This window comes from Paenibacillus gorillae (assembly GCF_000513275.1).
Classification (GTDB): domain Bacteria; phylum Bacillota; class Bacilli; order Paenibacillales; family Paenibacillaceae; genus Pristimantibacillus; species Pristimantibacillus gorillae.
In genome coordinates, this window is sequence record NZ_CBVJ010000082.1 from 13,440 (window position 1) to 39,229 (window position 25,790).

The window sequence follows — 25,790 nt, forward strand, 5'->3', positions numbered from 1 at the left end:
AATATGACATTGGTTATGGAGCATACACCGAATAGCTGTTATCGTGCGGCCGCCGCGATCAGTCCGATTTTAGCCGACATGTCTATTTTCCAGCTGTCAAATTTACTCGTTTGAAATCCGTAATGAAGCAGCTTTTGCGTTTCTTCGAACCTGGCATCAGCCGTACCCGCTCCCATCACGACTGTAATAAGCCGCTTGCCGTCAACCTTTGCCGTTCCGGTAAAACAATAGCCAGCCCGCTCCGTATAACCGGTTTTCAAACCGTCATTTCCGGGGTATGCGAAAGGCTTGCCAGACAGCATCATATTTGTCGTCTGCAGTCTCGCGTCGGAGCTGGTCAGCTTCACGCTGTCTCTAGCCGTTACCTCCAGCACCTCCGGATATTTGCTGATCAAATAATAAGCGAGCTTGGCCGTATCTTTGGCCGTTAGCTCTGTCTCCCTCGAAGCGGACGCTTCCGGGAAAGCGACGAGGTCCGTCATGCTTAGTCCTGTAGCGTTGCCGAATACCGCTTTATCGGATAAGCCGATTTCCTTGCCTCGTTCATTCATCATTTGTACGAACTTCTTCTCCGAGCCGGCGATATGCTCGGCCAATGCTATTGCGGCATCATTCGCGGAATGAACGGTTGTCGCCTCGAACAATTCTCTTACCGTCCAGCTCTCGCCAGCGCCAAATCCGATCTGTGCGCCCGGCGCATCTGCGGCGTACCGGCTCGTCTTGATTTTGTCGCTCCATTTCAAAAGCCCGTCGTTGACGCGATCGAGAACGACCAGCTCAGTCATCATTTTCGACATGCTGGCAGGCGGCAGCGCAGCATTGGCATTTTTCTCATAGATCACTTTCCCTGTTTGTGCGTCCAGCAATATGGCAGCCTCTGCGGCGATATTCAATGTTTTCTTCGATTGTACCGGTTTGCTATACCACTCGGAGCCGGCAAGACCAATCACCGTAATCCCCGCTAATAGTAAAAATAGACCTGCTGCTTTCCGATTCATTTTTCTAGTGCTGTTCATACAAAAAATCCCCTCTCCATGCCGTGTCTTTCTTCTCCTATTGTAGGAGGGGCACTTTAAGGGGGATGTAACAAAATCATAAATAAAACTTAAAATTGTCTTAAACTAGAGCCCTAATCCAGCGCAGGCAACCTCACTCTAAAGGTAGTTACCGCTGAATCGCTCGTGACGCTAATTTCACCGCCATGCTTTTCGACGATGCCTTTGGCAATAGCAAGGCCAAGTCCAGATCCGCCGGACTTCTCAGTCCGCGACTTATCCACCCGGTAAAACCGGTCGAATAAATAAGGAAGATCTGCCGCCGATATCGTTTCACCGTAATTCGTCACCTCAACGAAAGCCCAGCGTGCCTCTTTCCGCAGACGAATCTCCAATCGTTTCCCTTCTTTGCCATAAGCAATCGCATTGGAGAGCAGGTTCTCGAACACCCGGACCAGCTTGCCTGGATCGCCCGAAATCAAGATCTCTTTATCGTCGCCGTACAGCTTGCCCTCCATCTCAGCCTGCTGCAGCTCCGGCAAAAACTGAACAAGAAGCTGGCCCAGCATCTCCTTCAGGCTCATTGTCACCTGCTGAAGCGGAATGGCATCGTGACGCATACGCGTGTATTCGAATAAATCATTAATCAGCACATGCAGCCGCTGCGATTTCTCGTAGGCGATTTGCACATAATGGCGCAACTCCACCTCATCTCGATAACGGTCCTGCTCAACCAGACCTAAATAACCTAGAACAGAGGTGAGCGGCGTTCGCAAATCATGGGAGACGTTCGTAATCAGCTCGTTTTTCGTCTGCTCCGCACGCCGCTCATCGTCCAAAGAGTTTTTAAGCCGCTCAACCAGCACATTCATATCTTTAGCCAAATTGCTGAACGTGCTTCTAGGCGCCACCCGGATTACATCGTCGAAATTGCCTTCCGAAATATAACGGACGGACTGGCCGATTCGCTCTAGATTACGGTAGGACCTCCATTGGAAAAAACAAAAAAAGGCGAGGATCAGGATGATGCCCGCTACGTACATCGTTTCCTGTATGCCTAGAATATTCGCGACCCGGAGAATTAGGCTGCGCAAGCCGGAGCCTCGAGTCAAAATCTCGGAACCGGCAACTAAAAAAATAATGCTTATACATCCAAGAGCAATGCTGATTGCCATATGCATCAGCGTCTGCCATACCATCCGCAATGCGATTCTATCCTTCAATTTTATAGCCGACCCCCCATACGGTTACGATCAGCTTGTCCCCAAGCTCCTGCTCCAGCTTATCCCGCAGCTTGCTGATATGCACCATAACCGTGTTATTGGACTCGAAGTATTTCTCCTTCCACACCTGCTGGAAAATCTCTTCTGCGCTGAACACTCTTCCCGGATTGCTCGCCAGCAAATATAGAATGCCAAACTCCGTCGAGGTCAAGTTGAGCGCTCTCCCCTCAACCGCAGCGGTATAGCTTGCCTTGTCTATCGTCAGCTGCCCCAGAACTAGCCCTTCCCGCTCCTGACTTTGCGCAGTTGCCGCCGGACTGTATTGATAGGAGCGTCTAATTAATGACCGGACGCGGGCTATTAGCTCCAGGGGGTTAAACGGTTTTATCATATAATCATCGGCGCCTGTCATAAGCCCCATTATTTTATCCATATCTTCAGCTTTCGCGCTTACCATCAGAATGGGAACCGAATGGTCCCGCCTTAATCTGCGGCATACTTCCAGACCATCCATCTTCGGCATCATAATGTCGAGAATGACCAAATCGAATGCAGCCTTACCATAAGCCTCAAGCGCTTGCTCGCCGTCAAACGCAATTTCTGTCTCATAGCCTTCATTGCGCAAATAAATTTCAATGAGCTCCGCAATCTCCCGCTCGTCATCTACAATTAATACTCGCCTGTTCATCGCGATTATCCTCCTGTTCGCCAAACCCTGCTGGTTACACTATACAAGATAGTATTGCCCGCCGTCCTCCATAGTTGGAATTATTCAGAAATATTATGACAAATTTCAATGTTTCTTAAGGTTTATCCTACTCTGGAAACCGTCTGGAAACGACTCAGATCGCTAGCCAACGGTTGTCCATTGTGATAAACTGAGGGGTATCGACATTTATATGGGAGGGTCTCACATGGCGCCAAAAAAAATGCGTTCCGACATGATTACTAAAGGTTTCGACCGCGCACCTCACCGCAGTCTTTTGCGTGCTGCAGGCGTTAAGGAAGAAGATTTCGGCAAACCGTTTATCGCGGTCTGCAACTCTTATATTGATATTGTTCCAGGTCACGTTCATCTTCAAGAATTCGGCAAGCTGGTAAAAGAAGCGATCCGCGAAGCTGGCGGCGTTCCTTTCGAATTCAACACAATCGGCGTAGACGACGGCATCGCAATGGGCCATATCGGCATGCGTTATTCCCTTGCAAGCCGCGAAATTATTGCAGACTCCGTTGAGACAGTCGTTAACGCGCACTGGTTCGACGGCATGGTATGTATTCCGAACTGTGACAAAATTACACCGGGCATGATCATGGGCGCGCTTCGCGTCAACATCCCGACGATTATGGTCAGCGGCGGCCCAATGAAAGCTGGACGCACGAAAGACGGACGCGCAATCTCGCTGACGTCGGTATTCGAGGGCGTTGGCGCTCACATGGCTGGCAAAATCGACGACCAATCACTGCTTGAGCTTGAACAATACGGCTGTCCGACTTGCGGCTCCTGTTCTGGTATGTTCACAGCGAACTCCATGAACTGCCTTGCAGAAGGACTTGGCCTTGCGCTTCCAGGCAACGGTACGATTCTGGCTGTATCGCCAGAACGCAGAGATTTCGTTAAACAATCGGCGCGTCAATTGATGAAGCTGATCGAGCTTGATCTGAAGCCTCGTGATATCGTGAAAAAAGAATCGATCGACAACGCTTTTGCTCTCGACATGGCAATGGGCGGATCGACAAATACCGTTCTTCATACGCTTGCTATCGCTCATGAAGCAGGCATCGAATACCCGATCGAACGCATTAACGAAGTAGCTGAGCGCGTGCCGCATTTGGCTAAAATCGCTCCAGCATCCGATTATCATATTGAAGACGTTCATAATGCAGGCGGCGTAAGTGCAATCATTAATGAATTGTTCAAAAAAGAAGGCGCCTTGAATGGCGATATGATGACCGTAACGGGTAAAACGCTTCGCGAGAACGTTGCAGGCTGCGAAATTCTAGATAAAGATGTTCTTCATCCGATCGACGATCCGCACAGCGAGCGCGGCGGCCTGGCTGTTCTCTTCGGCAATCTGGCACCACGCGGCTCCATCATTAAAGTCGGCGCTGTCGACAAAGAGGTTGGAGGCTACCATAAAGGTCCTGCAATCTGCTTTGACTCGCAGGACGATGCGCTTGCTGGCATTGCAACTGGCAAAGTAAAAGAAGGACATGTTGTCGTTATCCGCTATGAAGGTCCTAAAGGCGGCCCTGGCATGCCTGAGATGCTGGCCCCAACTTCGCAAATCGTTGGCATGGGTCTTGGCACGAAGGTTGGTCTCGTAACGGACGGCCGTTTCTCCGGCGCATCCCGCGGCATCAGCATCGGTCACGTATCGCCTGAAGCAGCTGAAGGCGGTCCAATCGCTTTCGTACAAGACGGCGACATCATCGAGCTGGATATGAATAACCGTGCGATGAACCTTCTCATTAGCGATGAAGAGTTTGAGAAACGCCGCGCTGCATGGCCTGGCTTCGAACCAAAAATCAAACGCGGCTACCTTGCGCGTTACTCGCATCTCGTAACAAACGCCAGCACTGGCGGCGTTATGAAAATGTAGTTTGACCGAATTAAAAAGAAACCCGGCGTTTTTCAAGACGCCGGGTTTCTTTTTTTGTTTTCATACTTTTTTAACAACAGGCAAGGTCCCCTTCTAAAGGAGGCGCTGCTTGGGCAGATGTACAATGATGTTAAATTGATCGCCATGGATCTCGACTCTGATCTCCCCGCCGTGCAGCTCAACGATGCTTTTCACAATGGCAAGTCCGAGTCCGGAGCCTTCTGTATGGCGGGATTCATCTGCTCTTTTGAACCGTTCAAACAGCTCTTCTGCTGCAAAATCAATCTCATAAGCAGCCGTATTTTGAATTTTGAATACTACTCCATCATCCGTTTCATCCAAATAAATATAGATTCTGGTTCCAGGAAGCGAATATTTCTGTGCGTTGCCAATTAAATTTTCGAATACACGCCAAATTTTATTGCCGTCCAAGTATGCATGGATTGGGAATTTCGCAATTCGTTCCCGAATGACGAACAACCCTTGTCCCGTATTAGTGCTGGACTCGGCAATCGCTTGTTTCAACAAAGTTGCGACATCAACGAATTCCATATCGAGCTCAACTGTACCGCTAGCCATTTTCGAAATATCGAACAAATCTTCGATCAACAGCTTCAGCCGGAGTGCTTTACGGTCCAGAATTTCAATATAGTCTCGTGTTGTCTCTGTAGAAAGGTTTTCTTTTTTCAATAAATCAACATAGTTGATAATGGAAGTAAGCGGAGTCTTCAAATCATGCGATACATTCGTAATCAGCTCCGTTTTCAACCGCTCGCTCTTCATTTGATTTTCCAGCGCGCTTTGGTACCCGGCTTTCATATTGTTCATATAGCCAGCAAGCTGGGATAGCGCATCCTTGCCCGTATCCTGAATCGTATTGTTAATATTCCCTTCGGAAATTTCTTTGCTCCCGTTAAGAATGGCAATGAAGCGTCTGAGCTTAGTAAGTACATAGGGAACCAGAATCAGCACATACAGCAGTTCGTAAAGGATGAGCCAGCCCAGTTCGTATCCGCTGTAATAGGCGATTGCCCGCCAAGCGCAGACACCGGCTATCGCAGTGAGCAGTAAAGTGAGGATGAGCATTAGCGTTATTTTCCCGTTTTGCAGACTGGTTCGAATACCAGTTCTCCAACTATGAAAGTATTCCGTCAGCACACTGCCATGCCAAAAGAAACGCTCATGATGAGGCTTTTTATAATAGAGAATCAGTCTGCCTATCAGCAGGGCAAAGATAATAGCAGCAAGCAGCTGCTGGATGATGTTTGAAACTATAGAATCCAGACCAAGCCTAAGCACATATGAATACCTGTCTATAAGTACAACAATCAATAAGAAAGCAGCGATAATGATAACAAGAAGGTCGATTCGTGCCTTTCGGTCTGGTTTATTTTTTCTCGATTTTGTAGCCAATTCCCCATACCACCTTTAAATATTTTGGGTCTTTGGGATTGATCTCAATTTTTTCACGAATATTTCTCACATGTACGGCAACCGTATTCTCTGAAGCGAAGATCAGTTCATTCCACACACGCTCATAAATCTCTTCGATTGAGAAAACTCGGCCCTTGTTCTCCATCAGCAGCTCCAAAATTTTATATTCCTTCGGGGTCAGTCTGACGTCCTCTCCATCTACCTCAACCGTCTTCGAGCTTTTGTTCAGCATGAGTCCTCTTACTCGAATGATCTCATCTCCATCTGACTGGAAAGAACCTAAATTCGTAAACCGGCGCAGCTGAGAACGGACTCTAGCGACCAGCTCCAGCGGATTGAATGGTTTTGTTATATAGTCATCGGCTCCGACGTTGAGACCCAAAATCTTGTCGCTATCTTCCGACTTGGCGGAAAGCATAATGATCGGTATATTTTTACTTTCACGAATTTTGAATGTCGTCTTGATTCCATCAAGCTGCGGCATCATAATGTCCATAAGAATGAGATGAATCGTTTCCCGTTCAAGGATTTCCAGCGCCTCAAGGCCGTTAGAAGCTGTAAATACATCCACATCATCGCTTTTCAAATAAATAACGAGTGCTTCTCGAATTTCCGTTTCATCGTCTACAACAAGAATATTATTTTTAGCCATTATTTCTCACCTTCATCACAATATTGCTTATACTTGCCAATCCGGAACGGATGTATGCCGGAACTTCAAGATGGCCGGAGAAAGTACCAGCAATCTTCAGTTCCTCTGGTGATTGTTCCTGATCCGTGTAAAATCCATGTACTCCGAAGCTGTTAAGGAGCTGCATAACTAGTCTGCTATTAACAGTGTGAACGTAGCTTTTTACCCCGAGCTTATTTAGTGCCGGAACTAAATTGGGGTTAATAACTACACGATACGCAGGCATGGCGACAGCTGACAAGTGGTTGTCCCTTGCAAATTCTACAATACTATCGGCGGAGGCGCCAGTTTTATATAGTGAATACATCTTGTTAGGAAAAGGGTAGATCCCCATTACCGTATCATACATTTCCGGGCTGAAAATTTCAGGTATCATCCGGTTGAGCAGTGCAGGATCAATACGCTGTGCCTCATTGACCAGCTGCGTAAACAGCTGCTGAATTTGCTCTTTACTGCCCACCTTTGTATCCAAAACTAAATTAAAATCACGATATTGCTGCATCAGCCGCAGGATATCCGGCATGGTAAGCGGATGGAATCTGCCCATAATAAGCGAATTTGTAAACTGTAGCGTTGTTACATTTCGTCCATGATGAGCGGCCAAACCAGGTTGTAAGCTATCCGACCAACCATGCCTAGCTACAAGCTCCCCATCCGTCGTTTGCACAAGATCAACCTCGAACAGACGGTAACCTCTATTATAATTCGTTATAAATGCCTCATAGGAATTTGTGTAGCTAGCGCCGTCGACTCCGCCAAGCGCATGTGCAATAAGGGTGTTTTGTTCCCAGCTTCCACTTGCAGCTGCAGAGACTAACTGATTCTGATCTACCCGTACAAGCCCCCAGCTGCACCAGATCACTCCAACTATAATCATGGTCAATACACTTAACATCAACGTCTTCTTCATTCGTTTTGCTCCTTTGTTATGCCGATGTAAGTCATACTAAAGGATTCAAATGAAGACGGGCTGATAAAAAAACGAAAGAATTTATGAAGTTTGTCTGCAATGTATCCAAAGCCGCCATCGCGGCCTTAAGGGCTTAGGGGCTTGGGGGATTTGCAGGACTGGAGGGACTTGCGGGACTTGCGGGACTTGCGGGACTTGCGGGACTTGCAGGACTTGTAGGACTTGCAGGACTTGCAGGACTTGCAGGACTTGCAGGACTTGCAGGACTTGCGGGATTGGCCCGACAGCACAAAATGTAAAAGTGCATTTTGATTCCCCAAAACCAGCCCAAAACAGCTATCAAAATGCAAAAGTGCATTTAAAAACCCTCCATATCGACTTTTCAAGCCATTTTAGGCCGAACAACCTGCACTTTTGCATTTTGACACCATAAATCGTCGAAAAAACGGCAATCCACCTGCACTTTTACATTTTGAGTGAGTCAATGTGCTGCAAGTTAAGCTTGATAGCTTAAGTATCTGCTATTGGGCTTTGCTGTTGGGCTTTGCTGTTGGGCTTTGCTGTTTAGACTGTGACTGTGTGTATGTTGCTCAATTAGGGAGAGCGGAGCGCTTCGAGTTCAGGCTGCTTTTTTGAAGATTCTATCCATTAGCATCGTGTAAGCGATGGGACAATCGAATCAAGAATAGCAGCATGAACCGAAACGCGCAGCGAACCCGGGCCTTGAGCTCCAGCAAACAACTAAAAAACCTGCAACGACGCGGATAATTTACCGCCGTGCAGGTCTTCCGTTTGCTAATACAATTAGATAGCCGAAGTGCTTCCGCCAACATGAGCAGGATCTTCGGCAACAGCCGCCTGAATGGTCCGTTCGACTGCGTCAGAGAGGCTTCTCGCACTTTCGTGTACAAGCGCCGTTCCTCTTGTTGCATAAGTCATCATATGATTAATCGGCATGAGCAGCATATGCGGATCGATGGTACTTCTCCGCTCGCTAGCCCGTTCATTGTGCTGCTTTTTCGTCAGCACCCTCATTAATACCCGTAAATAAATACGAGTTGAACGAGCGAACAGCCCGTCCGGCAGCCGGAAAACGTGGAACCCTAGCCGATCAGCGCCGCGGTGAATCATCGTAACGCCATATACAGCTCTGACGTTCTCTGCCTCCGGATCTTCCGCCAATTGATCAGCCAGCATTGGAAGTGCATGCTCAACTTCTCTCAACATCTTAATACCGGTAACGACCGGCGACTTGGAGTTGGCAGCGATAGATGAGAGCATGCGATTGTCGAAATGCAGCTCCACGATTTTATCGCCTTTTTCTATGGTACCGTTGCCGCCCAATACGACGGATTGGCCGCTATATTTCGTAATCCGGTAATGAAAGGCGGGATTCTTCTCCCCTACCTGCTTCAAACGAAAGACAAAATGAAAAGCCCGTTCGTACTGCAGCCACATCGTAATCAGCGACCGCTTCCACCAAGACTGCTTCTTTTTGCCTTTGAACTCCTCCGTAAGCTTAATCATCGTATCTACACCTACGAACCGATAGCCTCGTGTCGTCCCTTCCTGCAGATAGGCTTCCAGCGCTAGAAGCATGTTGGCTGGAGCAGTCGGATCGGCTCCCGGCGTTCTGCCGCAGTCATGCAATAAAATAACTTCGCCCGGACGCAATTTTTTCATCATTCTGGACTTGAGCTTCTCAGCTCCCAGTTTCGCGTTCCAGTCACCGAACAACGCTGACCATAACACGATTTGATAATGACCCAGCCTTGCAAAATCGAATACGTTTACGATCCCCCAAGGCGGCCGATAATAGCCGGAACGGATCCCCGTCGCCTCACGTATAACATCACAAGTAAGGCCAATTTGCTTGCGCACCGTTTTGGGCCGCATAAGCCAATTCGACTTATGAACATAATTATGAATACCGATAATATGGCCTTCCTCTTTCATCCGGCGGAGCAGCTCAGGCTGTCCTTCTGCATGGGAGCCAACGACGAAAAACGTTGCTTTCGCATCGTATTTCGCAAGCAGATCCAGCAGCTTCGGCGTATATTCGGGATCTGGACCGTCATCGAATGTGAGCGCAATCTCGCGCTCTACACGACCTTTTTTGAAAACACGAAACCCGAAAGTACGACTAATGAACGCAGGGAGGAAAGCATAGAACGTCAAGAAGTAAAGTGCCCCAAGCAGCAAATTCTCCATATTATTCCCCACCGTTTATTAATTTTTAAAGCTTGCGGCTATTGCACCCGCATTAATCACAGATAAGTTTAATTGTAACATACTGTGTTTGAAAATAGGCATTAAAATAGGCAGCCATCTAAAATTATAGTACAATCATTATGGAAATATGAATCCACTAAACCAAAGGAGTTAAGCTCATGCTGCCATTTTACAAGAGATATTGGCGAACTGCATTTGACATCGCACTAATTGCACTAACAGTCTACCTTACGATGCTTACATTTAGTTATTTGTACAAAATCGCAACTCCAATCTTTTTCTCTTTCGTTATTTATATGTGCATCGAGCCTCTTGCGAAGCGACTAAATAAAATTGGCATAAAAAAATCGATTGCCTCCGGCATCTCCATTCTTTTATTCTCCATCCTCGCATTGGCCGCTTTTTCCGGACTAGCCTATGTCATTATGGATCAAGCGAAGGATTTCATTGAGTACAAGCTGCCTGAGTACCAGAAAATACTGGAGAATCAAATCGCCAGTAATTCAGGTCTTCTGCAAGGGCGGATTGAAGCACTGCCGCAGGATTGGGTCGTCAAAATTACAGAATACATAAGCAGTGCTACTGAAAAACTGCCGAAGCTCATTCAAACGGTATTTATGAGTCTTTACGGCTACGTTACTTCCTTCTCCACCTTCTTATTTAATCTGATTATCGGCGTCGTTCTCGCTTATTTTCTTAGCATTGAAATTAAAATGTGGAAGAAAACAGCGAATGAAAAAACACCAAATACGTTTAAAACGGCATTTTTCTTCCTTAGAGAAAATGTATTCAAAGGCATTGCCGGATATATTAAAGCTCAGGCTAAAATGATCAGCATAACGTTTATCGTTATATTCGTATCCCTTCTGCTGCTTGGCGTCAACAATGCGCTAATGATATCCGTAGTCGCCGCGATTTTTGATATTTTGCCGCTTCTCGGCGTCGGCACAATCTTTATCCCATGGATTATTTATTTGTTCATAGTAGGACAAACTTCATTGGCCATCTGGGTTTCCGTACTGTTCTTAGTTGTTGTACTAGCCCGTCAAATTCTTGAGCCGAAAATTACAGGAGATACGCTCGGCGTCTCCGCCTTCACGATGCTCGCCTTTATGATTGTCTCACTCAAGCTGTTTGGCATTGCAGGCGTTATTTTATCGCCGATTCTGATCATATTAATTAAAGCTCTTTATGACCAAGGCTTCTTTCACCGCTGGATTCGAACGCCGCAGGATGAATTCGACCATGTATCTCCCGTACCGGAACCGCCGCCGGGTAACAAGCCAACTGAGTAACGCCGGTTAAAAATAACTTTTAGACTTTATTCCGGTGCTCCGATTCGGACTTAGCGATGATATCCATAACGCCGCGGAACAGCTTAGTCGCCTCATTCGAGCTTCCCGGCGGCCGGTACTTCGAGAGTACCGCGACTGCATAACGAGGTGACTTCGCCGGTCCGTAGCCCGTGAACCACTGGTGAACGCGGGGCGTACCAGCTCGCTTAACATCGGCAGTGCCGGATTTCCCGGCAACGGTCCAAATTCCTTGGCGGATCGACTGACCAGTACCATGGTCAACGACCGCCTCCATCCCGCGAAGCAGCACGCGTGCGGTGGCCGGATGAATCCTTCCGGCCCCGCCGTCGTCTGCCCGCTTCGCGGCTAGCTTTACCATCCGCTGGCCGTTGGCATAGCGGATCTCGCTTACAAGGCGCGGCTCCATCACGCGCCCTCCATTCAATAGCGTGACGACTAAGTTCGCCGCCTGCAGCGGCGTCATTAACACGTCCCGCTGCCCGATTGCGCTTTGCGCCAAAACGCCTCCGTCGATGACGAGGCGTTTTTGTTCGCCGTCCGCTGTGCTGCGGCGAACGAACAGCTGCCCGGCTTCTTCCTCGCCGAGCAGACGAAGCGGCTCGCGGAATGGCCCGAACGGCTTTTCCGCATGCCAGCCCGCTTGCCGCGCAATACCAAGCGCGGCCGCTGTATGCTCGAATTGCTCCGCGCTTAATCGCTCGGCAATCGTAGCGAAGGCGATATTGCATGATTGGGCCAGGCCCTCACGCAGTGTAAGGTGGCCGTGACCGCCTTTTTTCCAGCAGCTAAGGCCGTATTTCCCGTATTCACCGTTGCAGGTGAACTTCTCATTCTCCCATGCCACTCCTGCTTCCAGCGCCGCAGCCTCCGTCACCAGCTTGAAGACGGAACCTGGCGGAACTGCGATGAGCGCATGATTAAGCAGCGCCTTGCCGTTTCCCTCGCTTAAATGCTCTGTCGCCTTCATCGCTGGCCTGGATACCATCGCCACAATATCGGCGCTTTCCGCATCCAATACCACAATTGCACCTTCTTGCAGTCCTTGTGCATCCGCATATGCTTCGATCTGATTTTGCAATGCTAAATCCAGCGTCGTGTCGACCTGCAGCGGATAATAGTGATTGCCTGGCTCTGTCACCCGCAGATCCAACCCTTTAAGCGGCTGAAAACGGCTGTCCATGAAGTAAGAAACCGAAGTTGCGCCAATCCCCCGGATTAATTTATCCAGAGACTTTTCTAGGCCGGAGCCGCCTACTTGATCCGTCAGCTTACGCTTGCCGCTGGCTAGTTCTTGCGGATATGCAATCTCCAGCCATTCGGGATGCTGGCTTGTGTAGCCGATCGCTTGCTTTGGCTTGTGACCCTCCATATACCGGTTTCTATACGGCAGTGCTTTAATGCCTTGCAGCTTAAGCTGCGATAACTGCTGCACCTGCTTCTCTGTTAATCGAAGAGGATTACCTTTGCCTTCAACATGTCTCCAGAAGGCTGGCTCACGCAGCCGGTCCCATCTGGCATTCAAGTCAGTCACAGAAACGTTTAGCAGCTTGGCAAGCTTCTGTAGTTCAGGTGCAGCTCCCCGTGAAGTGGCCGCAATCGGAAACAGCGCCAGTGTCGTATACGTCTCTCCGGTTATAGATTCGCCGCTGCGGTCGAGAAAATCGCCTCTTCCTGTATCGAGTACTAGGCTCCGCTGCCGCTGCACAACGGACATCCGCTTCCAATTGCCTCTCGCTGCCGCGGCAGCTGCTGACGCATGATGCTGCGGACCTGGTGCAAGCTGAAGCCAGGCTAATCGAATAATATAAAGTCCCATCACCATTGTAAGCAGTACTGCCACTATCGCTGCACGCCGAGCCATTGCTGCATCCTCCGCTTCCATCATCCTTATAGATGCAGTATCGCCTTATCCGCGCATAAAAAAACCGTTCAACCTAACTGGTTGAACGGCAGTAATCATATGAGAACTCTTTTAATCGATTTTGAATTTCGCAAGCGAATCTTTCAACTGACGCGATACGCTATCCAGTCGCTCGGACAAATTGACCAAGCCGTTACTAATGCTAAGCTGCTCTGTGCTTAGTGATGCCACTTCCTCCGATGTAGCCGAAGACTGCTGGGCAACGGCGCTGACATTCGTCATCGCTTCGCTAAGCACCGACTGCGATTGATCCAACATGCCGATCGATCCTGTGACGGAATCAAGCTTTTGAACAAATTGTCCCATTTGTCCTTGTACAGTCAAGAAGATTTGATTGGCTTCCTTAACGGAACCGATCTGTTCTTGGAACAACGGATACGCCTCAGACAGCACTTGAACAGTCTCCTCGATTTCACCGCTGATTCTTTCCGTAATTTGAGCAACGACGTCGATCGATTGACGCGACTGGTCTGCCAGCTTGCGAATTTCGTCGGCAACAACCATAAAGCCTTTGCCAGCCGCACCTGCACGAGCCGCTTCAATTGTCGCATTTAGTGAAAGAATATTCGTCTGCTTCGTCAGGTTATTCAGCACATCGAGAATTTTAACAATAGAGCCTGTGCTTTCTTTCAGACTATCAACCTTCTCGACCATCGAACGAGTCATTTCCTCAGTCATACCGGTCTTCTCAATGAGGACACCCATATAAGCCGTACCTTGCTGACTGGCTTTCTCGACATCTCCCGCGGATTCGACCATTTCCCCATTCGCGTCCATTACGGTGCGCATCTGCTCATTAATGTTGCCAGTGAGATCGCTTCCTCTTTCCGCCTCAACAGCAAGGCTGCTCGCGCCGTTAGCAATTTCCTCCGTCGCGATCGATATTTCTCTCGCTGAAATTGCCGTCTTTTTCGATGCGTCAGTCAATTCGCTTGCAGTAGCCAGCACCTCTTCCGCCGACAACGTCGTTTGCTTCGCAAGCGCCGTAATTTGCGTCATCATTTTATTGAAGCTATCGCCGAGCTGTCCAATTTCGTCCTGACGTTTCTTGAACGCGGAACGAACGGTCAGATTGCCTCTTTCCCCTTCATTCATCAGGTTCCGCAGTTGGACCAGCGGAAGGGCAATCGTACGAATGACGAGCAAGCCAATCGCGATAGCGAGTACTGCAGCCAACGCGACAGTAATCCAAGTCATTTTATTGATAATCGCAGCGTCCTTAACCAGCTCTTTCACTGGAATTGTTCCGACCAGCTTCCAGTTCATCGATTTAAATTGTGCATAAGCTGCCAGTACGTCTTCACCCGAAGTTGACTTCAATTTCAACGAATCATTCTCCGAGGCAGGCAGAGTAATATTTTGCGGTTTGCCGATCAGGCTGGCATCACTGTTTGCAATATAATTGTTCTTCTCGTCTACAATCGAGATCTGACTGCCTTCGCCAAGCTGAATATCGCCATACTGCTCTTGAATACGGTCGAGACTAATTTCAAGCAAAATCATATAACGTGCTTTGCTCAAGTTGCTGTCATTCATCAGACGCCCCAAGCCGATCGTCGCCTGCTTATCTCCCGTTCCGAAGCCGCCAGGCTGCGTCTCGACCCAATAGGTTCTGCCTTTCTGCTCTTGTATCGCTTTGAACCATTCGCTGCCAACCATAGCTTCCGCAGCTGAAGCGCTTGCACTTCCTGCCGTTACAAGTTTTACCTTTGGATCTACCGGGAACAAATATACGCCGAGAATAGCGTCATTGCCCATTACGTAATTTTGCAGCTTGTCCCCAAGCTCTTTAACGCCTTCAAATGTCGTGTAGTCATCCTTACTCTCCGCTATTTTATCAGCGATCTTGTGGAAGTCTTTGTCGATCAAAATTTGCATCGAGATATCTTCATACGTTTTAAAAATCGTATTTAAATTATCAGCTGCTTGAATGATCGTCTGATAGCTGGCTTCCGATACCTTGCGTTCTACAATTTTCTTCGATTGTGCGTAGGCCAATTGACCCACTACCAGCACGCACGCGATGATGCTGATAAAAATAATAAAAAACAGCTTCATCCCTACCGACTTAACAGGATTCGTAAGTTTTGTCTCTTTCAGTGCATTAATACCAGACTTGGCAAGACTAACTCCCTTGCCTCCTATTGTTTGCGCTTTCAAACTGCTGGTAGAAGTCGGATCTTTCTCTTTGTTCTTCTTCCCCACTTTTTTCAATGGAAGACACCGCCTTTGTACGATTGTCGTTGTGTGCAATTGATGATGTAGCCCTCATTTGCGGTTAGTTCTTTCACCCTATTATGTATGGTTATATAACCCTATTATTTTATATCGGTCAACAATTGTCAATTCATAATATGTAACGCGGTCTGTTATGCCGGAATTCGACAGTATTTATAAAAAAAGAGAGGCTTTCACCTCTCTGGTTAGTTTATATGCGTCATTATTAGGAATTGTTGCGCGCTATATGTCGGTCTGTGGTTGCAAACCCGGGATCGGTTTAGCGAAACCGGGATCGCTGCGCGTTTCGGTTCATGCTGCTATTCTTGATTCCATTGTCCCATCGCTTTCACGATGTTAATGGATAGAATCTTCAAAAAATCAGCCTGAACTCGAAACACTCCGCTTCCCCTGCCTGCCCCACACGTACCCCGGGGTCGCTGCGCTTTTCGGTGCATGGTGCCATTCTTGATTCCATTGTCCCATCGCTTTCACGATGTTAATGGATAGAATCTTCAAAAAATCAGCCTGAACTCGAAACACTCCGCTTCCCCTGCCTGCCCCGCACCATACCCCGGGGTAGCTTCGCGTTTCGGTTCATGGTGCCGTTCTCCATTCCATTGACTCATCGCTTTTACGATAAATAATGGATAGAATCTTCGAAATGTCACCCTGAACTCAATACGCTACGTTCCCCTGCCTGCCCGAAACCTTAGACACAACTAATCAAAATGTAAAAATACATGTTGTCAGGCGGTTTTTCGGCGATTTAGCGCATCAAAATGTAAAAGTGCAGGTTGATGCGTCCAAAAAGCCTCGATAGAGCCCAATTGAGAGATTTCAAATGTACTTATACATTTTGATAGCATTTTTCAGCCGAATTAAGCTGATCAACATGTACTTTTGCATTTTGTTCACCAGTTAGCACAGGAGCTAACGTAAATAAGCTAGTTAAGTTCACCTTTACCCTACATCCCGCGTAGATTCCATCAGTTATGCCAAAAGAAGCTATAACGGACGGGGTTCGACCATCGACGTGCGGCCGAGCACAATATGCTGCGATGACACAACCGATGACATCACCCCATGCACCGGGTTACTCATCAGCCCAGTAAGTAAACCTCTGGTTACTCTAAAAGCACGAAAAGAGAGGGGACATCCCCCTCTCTTTCGGCCTTACTTTTTAGAAATCCTTTTACGCATCAGGTCCATTGGCTTCACCGGCTGCGCCGTTTGTATGCGGATCAACTGCAGCGGGTGGCGAGCTGCATCCAGCACCTTGCCTTCGGAATCGGTAATTTCACCGACCGTCTGTTTAAAGAAGCGGCCGCCGGGTCCGACAAACTCGACTTCCTGACCTGGCTTGAAGTGATTCCGCTGTTGAATGACAGCGATGCCGCTTGCCTCGTCATATTCCAGCACGACACCCGCAAAATCATACGGCGCGGCTTTTTCTTCCGGCTCGTAAATATGATCCTCCGCACCCGGAGTGTCCAGGAAAAAGCCGGTATTCAGCGGACGATTGGCCGCCTTGTTAATTTCCTCCACCCATTCCGGCTTCAATACGTAGCCTTCCGGGTCTTCGAAGTAGGCATCGATTGCTTGGCGATAGGCATTGACGACAGTCGCTACATAATGAAGGCTTTTCATCCGGCCTTCGATTTTGAAGCTATCCACGCCAACCTCAATCAGCTCCGGCATGTAATCAATCATGCATAAATCTTTGGAGCCCATCGTGAATGGATCGGCTTCTTCGTCATAAAGCTGCTCTTCATCCACATGCAGATCGTATTTCCACCGGCAGGACTGGCAGCAGCCCCCGCGGTTCGAATCCCGATCGGTAAAATGGTTGCTCAGCACGCAACGTCCTGAGAAGGAGGAGCACATTGCGCCATGAATAAACGCTTCAATCTCAATATCGACACGCGCCTTAATTTCGGCAATTTCCGCAAAGCTCGTCTCGCGTCCAAGCACGACGCGGGGCAAGCCCTCCTCTTTCCAAAACTGGACAGCCTGCCAGTTCAGTGTGGATTGCTGCGTGCTGAGATGTACTTCAAGACCTGGAGCCACGCGCTGCGCCGTCTCGATGATGATAGGGTCCGCCGCGATAATCGCTGCGATACCAACCTCCTCAAGCTTTTGCAAGTAATACTCCAGCCCATCGATATCTTCATCATGAGCATAGATATTGGTCGCAACAAAAACCTTGGAACCATATGTTTTGGCGAATTCCACGCCTTCCTTCATTTCCTCAAAGCTGAAATTGCCGGCATTGGAACGGAGGCCGTACTTTTGTCCGCCGATATAGACCGCGTCCGCTCCGTAATGGACGGCAAACTTCAGCTTCTCCAGATTGCCCGCCGGCGCGAGCAGCTCAGGACGGTCAAGCCGATTTCTTTTGCCCTTGTAACGCGGTATCGTTTGCTCTGCTGTTGTCATCGTTACTGCACACCTCCTGATCCATTAATACACTTGCTCTTTGTAGAAAAAACCATAGCTTAGCTCGCGGTTCGGGTCCTGCACCGCTTTGATCCCGTCCAGCCACTCTTCCTGGAAAGCGTACGCTTCAGGATCGGCCATATAAGCATCGATTGCCTGACGATAAGCCCGGACAACGGCTTCATTGTATTCGATCGACTTCATTACACCTTCAATTTTCAAGCTATCGACACCGACCTCTAGAAGCTCATGCACATTTTCGAGCATGCACAGATCGTCAGAGCTCATTATATGCGTGCCGTTCGCGTCCTCATAGATCGGATAACGTTCGCCCGGTCGCTCATCCTCAGTCAAATAAAGCCCGCGGTGATGATCGAGCTGTTCAAGCCGTCCCGAATCCTGCTGATGATCCAGGTAGCTGTTGACGAGGGAACGTTTGGAATGATAAATATTCGTAATCCCGTGAACCTGCACCTCAAGCTGCAGCTTCGTGGCCGATTTCATCTCGATAATCTGATCCATATTCAGCTCGCGGGCAAGCACGAACCGGGTAGCGCCTCTCCGCCCCCAATATTCGGCAGTTCGATAATTCGTCGACGTCATCTCCGCATTCCAATGAAGCGGAATATGCGGCGCTTCGGCGCGCACCGTCATCAATACAGCCGGTTCGCCAAAGACGATACCGTTGACGCCAGCTTCGGACAAGCTTCGAACGTAGCCTGGCAGCGAATCCAGTACGTTATTGTCCATCAAATTGTTGAGCGACACATAGATGTTGACGCCTCGAGGCGCAGCCAGCTTAACAGCTTCGGCTATCGCCGCCGGATCAAAATCGCCGCCTAGACGCATGCCATAGCGGGCTTCCCCAATGACGAAAGCGTCGGCACCGGCGTCCATCAATCGCTTCAGCTCTTCGATGGAACCGGCTGTAGTCAGCAATTCAGGCTTGTATGTCATGGCCTTAACTCTCCTTACTTGGCAGTCTTGTTGCTTTTCTCAATGTTGCGCAAATGCTCTTTATAGGTAACGGCGAACAAATGGGTTTGCGAGCCGTCCTTTTTCGTTACGTAATAGTAATAGTCGGTTTTTTCAGGATAAAGGGCAGCCTGAATGGAAGCCAAGCTCGGGTTCGCAATTGGACCCGGCGGCAAGCCTTTCACTTTGTAAGTGTTATAAGGGCTCTCTACCTGCAGGTCTTTCTCCATCAGTCTTTCTTTCGGCTTATCAAGCAGATATTGGACCGTTGCATCAATTTGCAGCGGCATCCCTTTCTCTAGCCGGTTGCGGATAATGCCAGAGACGACTGCCCGCTCTTCTTTCACGACAACTTCCCGCTCTACAAGCGATGCAATCGTCAATAACTGATGCAGCGTCAGCTTCCGCTCTGCAAGCACGTCTTCCCATCCCTCAGGCAGCTGTGCAAGCTTTTTGTCCAGCTCCGTAATCATACGCTGCAAAATATCAGCCTCTGTACTGCCTATTTTCAGCTCATACGTCTCAGGGAATAAATATCCTTCCAAACGGTGATGCAGCTTGGCGTCATCCGGTATGGAACGAACAGCTTCCGCATCGCCCCATGTCGTTTGCTTCTCTGCAAGATCCATGAATACGTTTTTGTCGATCAGTTTATCCTGAGACAGCTTGTCAGCAATTTGAAGCAAAGTAAAGCCTTCTGGAATCGTAAACTTAATCATTTTCTCGGCAACGGTTTCCCCGCTGTTCAGCTTGGCGATAATTTCATCGTTCTTCATACCAGGCTTCAACTCATAAATGCCAGCTTGAAAACGGGATCCTTCTTTTTTCAGCTTCAAATAATATTTAAAGAGAAAGGAATTTTTAATGATACCCTGTTCCTCCAGCACATCGGCTACTGCAAATGCGGAAGATCCTTTCTTAATTTCAATTTCCTTTACCTCGCCGGCAGACGTTGGTTTAAGACCGATCCATACATATAAAGATACGCTGCCTGCACCGATGAGCATAATGCTTAACAAACTAATAACGACCCACATGCCAATGCGTGCCGGTCTTGGTCCGGATGAAGAACGTGCGGATTGATTCAACCTAAGCTTCCTCCTAAACGACGGTATTTTTATTCATTACTAGTAATTATTAATCTTCTTCTCGCGAAAAAGAGCGGTGTGAGCCGCTCTTCATCACTGGTTATCCAATTGTTGCATTAAGGCATTTCGTCGCCTGCAAAAAGCAGGTCATCGTAGGCCTCAGCCGCAAGCTCCCATTCCTCGTCATCCTCGATTGTCTCCAGCTGCGGTTCGCCGCTATCCGACAAAATGACACGGAACAGCTCGACTTCCTGCTCCTTGGCCATCGCTGCGGATTGCAGCGAAGCATAAACATGAGGTCCAAGTTGAAATTCCGCCTTAATCTCATACACTTCGGGGCGGCCGTCTTCAGCGACGAGTTCAATCTCGTTGCCGAACGTTTCCTTCAGCCGTTCCAGAGGTACGGGGACGAGATTATCATTCATTAATTGTCTTCCTCCATCTCGCCAAGCAGCGTGTTAAACGTCTCCTCAACGATGTTCCATTCTTCTTCGTCTTCGATCGTGTACAGCTTCAGATCGTCGCCGTCTTCCTCGTAACGGAAAGCATAGACTTCGTCTTCCTCTTCATTCTCACTAGAGAGCGGAACAACCATCATATATTTCGAATCAGAGCCGTCTACTTCGAACTTCATGATGACTTCGAATTCTTCTTCGTTGCCGTCTTCATCCGGAATATAAATAATTTCCGGTTCTTCAAACTGCATGTCCTCGTTTGTCATCTTAACCCTCACCTTTTCGTTTTAGAATCGAGATAATTTTGCAAAATGAGCGTGGCCGCCATTTTGTCCACGACAAGCTTCCGCTTTTTCCGGCTAACGTCCGCTTCAATCAACGTTCGTTCAGCGGATACAGTCGTCAGCCGTTCATCCCAAAGGTGAACAGGCAAGTTCAACCGCGTCTGCAACTGCTCTGCGAATGCAATGCTTATTTCGCCGCGCGGCCCGATCGTATTGTTCATATTTTTCGGCAGCCCCACGACGATCTCCGTTACTTCGTATTCTTTCACCAGCTCAGCGATCCGCTCCACCTCGCCGCCGTCCCTGCGCTTGTGAACAACTTCTTTCCCCTGCGCAGTCCAGCCGAACGCGTCGCTAATCGCGACGCCGATGTTGCGGTCGCCGTAATCCAATCCCATTGTTCTCATCGCTATGAACCGGCTCCCGACTATTTCTTATTGTTCAAATAGAACCGGACAAGCTCCTCAATGAGTTCATCGCGTTCTTTTTTGCGAATTAAGCTTCTGGCGTTGTTATGCCGTGGAATATAAGCGGGATCTCCGGATAGCAAGTACCCTACAATCTGATTGATCGGATTATACTCCTTCTCCAGAAGCGCTTCATGCACCTTCAGCAAAATGTCTTGTGAGGAAGATTCAACGTCCTCCCCCTTTACACTAAACTTCATCGTATTGTCCATGGAACTCATCGCCAGCACCTCGCTTCCATCCGCAGTTCTTTTTCCAAATTACAATATTATCATATCACATTTGATTGGGCTAGAACCAGTTCTTCCGCAAGTTTCAGCGCTTCTTCCAGTTTCGAAGCGTCCTTACCGCCTGCTTGGGCCATATCCGGGCGCCCGCCGCCGCTGCCGCCGCAGTGAACTGCTGCCTCTTTAATGATCTTGCCAGCATGGTAGCCTTTCTTCACCAAATCGGCTGATACCGCTGCTACGAGATTGACTTTATCCTCTTGAACGGCACCAAGCACGATGACCGCCGATGGCAGCTTCAGCTTCAGCTCGTCCGCAATACCGCGCAGTGCGTCCATGGAAGGCGCGCTAACTTTTGCAGCCAGTACAGTAACTTCGCCAATTGTTTTTGCCTGATCCTCGAGCGAGCCCGCTTCAATCCGGCTCAGCTTCGCTTGGAGCGATTCATTCTCGCGTCCCAGCTCTTTCACTTGACCGAACAGCGCTTCAATCCGTTTCGGAACGTCATTTGCATTGGCTTTCAGCAGGCTCGAAGCTTGCTTCAGAAGGTCCAGCTGACCTTCCATATAGCTGTAAGCATGACGGCCAGTTACCGCTTCGATCCGGCGAACGCCCGATCCGATGCCGCTTTCGCCAAGCAGCTTGAACAGTCCGATTTGCGAAGTGTTCCCTACATGACAGCCGCCGCACAGCTCGATGCTGTATTTGCCGACTTGTACGACGCGTACGACATCGCCGTATTTCTCGCCGAACAGCGCCATCGCTCCCATTGCTTTTGCATCAGCAATCGCCTTGCTTTCGATGACAACACTCGTGCCGAGCCATACTTGCTCGTTAACACGGCGTTCGATTTCCGTCAGCTCCTCCGGCGTAATGCTGCCGAAGTGGGAGAAGTCAAAGCGGAGACGATCAGCTTCAACGAGCGAGCCTGCTTGGTTGACATGGTCGCCAAGCACTTCTTTGAGCGCTTTATGAAGCAAGTGAGTCGCCGTATGGTTTTTGATGATATCTTCGCGGACAGAGCGTGCTACTGTCGCTTCTACCTTTTCACCTGTGCGAACCGTACCGGACACGACCACCGCATGATGAACATTTTGTCCATGAGGCGCTTTCGTTACATCCTCTACCTGCAGCTCGAAGCCTTTGCCGGTAATGGTGCCCCGGTCGCCGATTTGGCCGCCGCTCTCCGCATAGAAAGGAGTACGGTCCAACAGCACAAGCACCTTGCTGCCTTCACCTGCAAGATCAACCAGAGCATCGTCGATAACGATCGCCGTAATCGCAGACTCCGTTACGAGTTCATTATAGCCAACAAACTCGCTTTTAACCGTTAATTCGCCGAGCGGACCGCCTTGAACCTTCATGCTGCCCGTATCCTGACGAGCAGCGCGGGCACGTTCCCGCTGTCCTTCCATCGCTGCATCAAAGCCTTCGCGGTCAACCGTCATACCATTCTCGGAAGCGAAGTCCTCCGTCAAGTCAAACGGGAAGCCGTAAGTGTCATACAGTTTGAAGGCGTCGTCGCCGTTGATTTCTGTTGAACCAGCTTTACGAGCGGCTTCAACCAGCTCCGACAACATAGCCAAGCCATCCGACAGCGTTTCATGGAAACGCTCTTCCTCAGTGCGGATGACACGCTCGATAAATTCGCGTTTTTCCACCACTTCCGGATAGTAGACGCCCATCACTTCGCCAACTGTAGAGGTCAGCTCGTACAGGAACGGACGGTCGATGCCGATCGTTTTTCCGTAACGGACTGCACGGCGGAGCAGACGGCGGATGATGTATCCGCGGCCTTCGTTAGAAGGCATTACGCCGTCGCCTACTGCGAATGCAACAGTACGGATATGGTCGGCAATTACTTTCAATGCCACGTCATGCTCTTCATTAACATGGTATTTTACGCCAGCAATGCTGCAAGTTTGCTCGATAATCGGTACGAACAAGTCCGTATCAAAGTTCGAATCGACATCTTGAAGAATGGAAGCAAAACGCTCCAGACCTGCGCCTGTATCGATATTTTTGTTCGGAAGCGGCGTGTAGCTGCCGTCCTTGTTATGGTTGAATTGCGAGAATACGAGGTTCCATACTTCCAAGAAGCGCTCATTCTCTCCGCCCGGCCAGCATTCAGGATCGTTCAGATCACCGTATTTGTCGCCGCGGTCATAGAAAATTTCGGTACAAGGGCCGCAAGGACCTTCGCCGATATCCCAGAAGTTCTCTTCCAGCTTATAGATGCGTTCCAGCGGTACGCCGATTTTCTCGTTCCAGAACTTCAGCGCTTCTTCATCTTCGGTGTACACCGTAACTGAGAGGCGCTCCGGATCAAAGCCAATCCACTCCTTGCCCGTCAGAAACTCCCATGCCCAAGTAATGGCTTCTTCTTTGAAGTAGTCGCCGATGGAGAAGTTGCCCAGCATTTCGAAAAACGTATGGTGACGGCGTGTTTTGCCCACATTCTCGATATCATTCGTACGAATACACTTTTGCGAGTTCGTAATGCGCGGATTTTCCGGAATCACGCGACCGTCGAAATAAGCCTTCAACGGCGCCATGCCAGCATTGATCCACAACAGCGACGGATCGTTGTGCGGGACAAGCGATGCGCTTGGCTCGATTTTATGGCCTTTGCTTTCGAAAAACTGCAGCCATTTGGAACGGATTTCACTAGCTTTCATTGTTGATACGCCTCCATTATTTTCGGATTTTCTTTTGTTCGCTAATGCGAATGAAAACATAAAAAAGCCCCTGTCAGAGACAGGGACGAATTCACGATCGCGGTACCACCCTGGTTATCGCTCTGCCGGATTTGCAATCTGTTGTGCAAATGGGCCTATGAGCAATCGCCTTATGCGGACGTTAACGGATCCACCCGGTGAAGTTTGTTCACACTCCGAAATTAGCTTCGGCCGTTCTTCGCCATAAGAGCTTTCTCAGCCATCGCCTTGTCAGGCGAAGAAGCTCTCTCTCTAGTTGACGGGCTGCGGCTTACTTCTTTTTCATCAACGTTTGTATAAAGTATATCGGCCGTTATGGCCGCTGTCAAATAATCTTTCTGCGCACATAGTACGCGAACATATGCTGAACGACTACCTTCAAAGCGGCGAAGATCGGCACCGCCAAAATCATCCCGACGATGCCCGCAATCTCGCCTCCCACAAGCAATGCGAAGATGATTGAAAGCGGGTGCATATGGAGCGTTCTCCCCACAACCTGCGGCGAAACGACGTTGCTCTCGAGAATTTGGCAGATGACGTTAATGACCGCAACCAGAATGACCAGCTTGACGGATACGGTAGACGCCACAAGCAGTGCCGGAGCTGCTCCGAAAAACGGCCCCAGGTACGGAATGATATTTGTGACTGCCACGATAGCCGCAAGCAGCAGCGGATATGGCAAATCAATTATCACATAGCCGATATAGGCCAAAATACCGACGATGCCGCAGACGATAAATTGTCCCCGAATATAGCTGCCAAGCGCAGAGTCGATATCCTTTAGCAGTCTGACTGCATTTTTACGGTGAGCTTTGGGCACATACGTAATGACCGTCCGCTCGAACACATCAAAATCCTTTAATATGTAGAAAGCTAGAAAAGGAATAATGAACGCGATGAACAGGGCACTGACGACCGAGCCGATGTTATTGACGAAATGGATCAGCGTTTCGGATAGCTTTTTCTCCATATGGACCAGCGATTTATTAATACCATCCCGGAAGCTCTCCGGCAGGAAAGATGAATTGTTCATATCTGTGACGAGGTTCTGTGCCCGCATCGTCAAATCCGGCACATGATGGTTAAGCTCCTGCACCTGCTCAACGAACATCGGAATGACGTTCACCAGCACGACGGCCAGTCCCGCACAAAAAACGGCGTAGATCAGCAATACAGCGATCGTTCGCGGCACTCTCCGTGAATGCAGCATGGACACTACTGGATTGAGGACGTAAGAAATGATCATGGCGATTAGAAAAGGCGCGAGTATCGCTTTAAAAAATACGTACAGGTGAATAATGATCGGTTTGACGAGCAGCAGCAAGTATAAGGCCAGCAATCCCAGTATTAAGTAAACAAGCCAAACGAACAGACGGCTTTTCGTAAACCGTTCCATCGCCTGCACCCCCCGCACTTTCATATACCCCTCCCGGGGACAGTCGCGATTACGGCTGCGGGCCGCATCTGATACAGTATATGTACAAGCGGGGAGGTTCATCCATCTGGGTGGAAAAGCGTTCGCAACAGCCGGGGTCGCTGCGCGTTTCGGTCCGTGCTGCCGTTCTTGATTCCAATTTCCCCATCGCTTTCACGATGAAA

The 25,790-nt window shown here is 49.0% G+C and carries 20 protein-coding genes; 2 read left to right on the forward strand and 18 right to left on the reverse strand.

The features are described 5' to 3' along the window. Window positions 1-38: 38 nt before the first annotated feature. The 3 genes from TY10_RS14150 to TY10_RS14160 form a co-directional block, all read right to left on the reverse strand. Window positions 39-1,016 (reverse strand): D-alanyl-D-alanine carboxypeptidase family protein, encoded by a 978-nt coding sequence (locus tag TY10_RS14150; RefSeq protein WP_063510440.1) that lies wholly within the window; start codon window positions 1,014-1,016, stop codon window positions 39-41. 113 nt (window positions 1,017-1,129) lie between these two features. Next, the gene (locus TY10_RS14155; protein ID WP_238327634.1) at window positions 1,130-2,218 is read right to left on the reverse strand and encodes a sensor histidine kinase; all 1,089 of its coding nucleotides are present in this window, start codon (window positions 2,216-2,218) and stop codon (window positions 1,130-1,132) included. Next, window positions 2,208-2,906, reverse strand: coding sequence for a response regulator transcription factor (locus tag TY10_RS14160; RefSeq protein ID WP_042164593.1), 699 nt, complete (start codon window positions 2,904-2,906; stop codon window positions 2,208-2,210). The genes TY10_RS14155 and TY10_RS14160 overlap by 11 nt, the downstream gene beginning before the upstream one ends. A 226-nt stretch (window positions 2,907-3,132) precedes the next feature. Here TY10_RS14160 and ilvD point away from each other — a divergent pair, with 226 nt between their 5' ends. Beyond that, a complete protein-coding gene (gene ilvD, locus TY10_RS14165; protein WP_238327636.1) occupies window positions 3,133-4,818 on the forward strand; it encodes a dihydroxy-acid dehydratase in 1,686 nt (561 codons plus the stop codon). Between the two features lie 93 nt (window positions 4,819-4,911). On the opposite strand, the gene TY10_RS14170 is transcribed toward ilvD, so the two are convergent. The 4 genes from TY10_RS14170 to TY10_RS14185 form a co-directional block, all read right to left on the reverse strand. Then, window positions 4,912-6,231, reverse strand: coding sequence for a sensor histidine kinase (locus tag TY10_RS14170; RefSeq protein ID WP_052350543.1), 1,320 nt, complete (start codon window positions 6,229-6,231; stop codon window positions 4,912-4,914). Beyond that, on the reverse strand, window positions 6,206-6,904 hold the full coding sequence (locus tag TY10_RS14175; protein WP_042164595.1) for a response regulator transcription factor: 699 nt from the start codon (window positions 6,902-6,904) through the stop codon (window positions 6,206-6,208). Before TY10_RS14175 ends, TY10_RS14170 begins: the two co-directional genes overlap by 26 nt. Then, a complete protein-coding gene (locus tag TY10_RS14180; protein ID WP_052350544.1) occupies window positions 6,897-7,853 on the reverse strand; it encodes a phosphatidylinositol-specific phospholipase C/glycerophosphodiester phosphodiesterase family protein in 957 nt (318 codons plus the stop codon). The genes TY10_RS14175 and TY10_RS14180 overlap by 8 nt, the downstream gene beginning before the upstream one ends. Window positions 7,854-8,657: 804 nt before the next feature. Then, window positions 8,658-10,064 carry a polysaccharide deacetylase family protein gene (locus TY10_RS14185; RefSeq protein WP_052350545.1) on the reverse strand — a complete coding sequence of 469 codons (1,407 nt, stop codon included), beginning with the start codon at window positions 10,062-10,064 and terminating at the stop codon, window positions 8,658-8,660. 179 nt (window positions 10,065-10,243) lie between these two features. On the opposite strand from TY10_RS14185, the gene ytvI reads away from it, so the two are divergent. Then, window positions 10,244-11,380, forward strand: a complete 1,137-nt coding sequence (gene ytvI / locus TY10_RS14190) for a sporulation integral membrane protein YtvI (protein WP_042164597.1) — start codon at window positions 10,244-10,246, stop codon at window positions 11,378-11,380. Between the two features lie 19 nt (window positions 11,381-11,399). On the opposite strand, the gene TY10_RS14195 is transcribed toward ytvI, so the two are convergent. The 11 genes from TY10_RS14195 to TY10_RS14245 all read right to left on the reverse strand — a co-directional run bounded on the left by TY10_RS14195 (window position 11,400) and on the right by TY10_RS14245 (window position 25,587). Then, entirely contained in the window at window positions 11,400-13,262 is a 1,863-nt protein-coding gene (locus TY10_RS14195) for a peptidoglycan D,D-transpeptidase FtsI family protein (RefSeq protein WP_052350546.1), read from the reverse strand. Between the two features lie 111 nt (window positions 13,263-13,373). Then, window positions 13,374-15,380 carry a methyl-accepting chemotaxis protein gene (locus tag TY10_RS14200; RefSeq protein WP_042164819.1) on the reverse strand — a complete coding sequence of 669 codons (2,007 nt, stop codon included), beginning with the start codon at window positions 15,378-15,380 and terminating at the stop codon, window positions 13,374-13,376. A 1,335-nt stretch (window positions 15,381-16,715) separates the two neighbouring features. After that, window positions 16,716-17,978 (reverse strand): peptidase U32 family protein, encoded by a 1,263-nt coding sequence (locus TY10_RS14205; RefSeq protein ID WP_042164599.1) that lies wholly within the window; start codon window positions 17,976-17,978, stop codon window positions 16,716-16,718. 24 nt (window positions 17,979-18,002) lie between these two features. Then, window positions 18,003-18,935, reverse strand: a complete 933-nt coding sequence (locus tag TY10_RS14210; RefSeq protein ID WP_042164601.1) for a peptidase U32 family protein — start codon at window positions 18,933-18,935, stop codon at window positions 18,003-18,005. A 14-nt stretch (window positions 18,936-18,949) separates the two neighbouring features. Beyond that, window positions 18,950-20,041, reverse strand: coding sequence for an endolytic transglycosylase MltG (gene mltG, locus TY10_RS14215; RefSeq protein WP_420329405.1), 1,092 nt, complete (start codon window positions 20,039-20,041; stop codon window positions 18,950-18,952). A 116-nt stretch (window positions 20,042-20,157) separates the two neighbouring features. Further along, a complete protein-coding gene (locus TY10_RS14220; protein ID WP_042164603.1) occupies window positions 20,158-20,466 on the reverse strand; it encodes a DUF1292 domain-containing protein in 309 nt (102 codons plus the stop codon). After that, window positions 20,466-20,762 (reverse strand): DUF1292 domain-containing protein, encoded by a 297-nt coding sequence (locus tag TY10_RS14225; protein ID WP_042164605.1) that lies wholly within the window; start codon window positions 20,760-20,762, stop codon window positions 20,466-20,468. Before TY10_RS14225 ends, TY10_RS14220 begins: the two co-directional genes overlap by 1 nt. Window positions 20,763-20,770: 8 nt before the next feature. After that, window positions 20,771-21,187 carry a Holliday junction resolvase RuvX gene (ruvX, locus tag TY10_RS14230; protein WP_042164607.1) on the reverse strand — a complete coding sequence of 139 codons (417 nt, stop codon included), beginning with the start codon at window positions 21,185-21,187 and terminating at the stop codon, window positions 20,771-20,773. A gap of 20 nt (window positions 21,188-21,207) precedes the next feature. Next, window positions 21,208-21,468 carry an IreB family regulatory phosphoprotein gene (locus tag TY10_RS14235; protein WP_042164609.1) on the reverse strand — a complete coding sequence of 87 codons (261 nt, stop codon included), beginning with the start codon at window positions 21,466-21,468 and terminating at the stop codon, window positions 21,208-21,210. 50 nt (window positions 21,469-21,518) lie between these two features. Then, entirely contained in the window at window positions 21,519-24,152 is a 2,634-nt protein-coding gene (alaS, locus tag TY10_RS14240) for an alanine--tRNA ligase (protein ID WP_042164611.1), read from the reverse strand. Between the two features lie 364 nt (window positions 24,153-24,516). Further along, window positions 24,517-25,587 (reverse strand): AI-2E family transporter, encoded by a 1,071-nt coding sequence (locus tag TY10_RS14245; protein ID WP_042164825.1) that lies wholly within the window; start codon window positions 25,585-25,587, stop codon window positions 24,517-24,519. Window positions 25,588-25,790 lie beyond the last annotated feature (203 nt).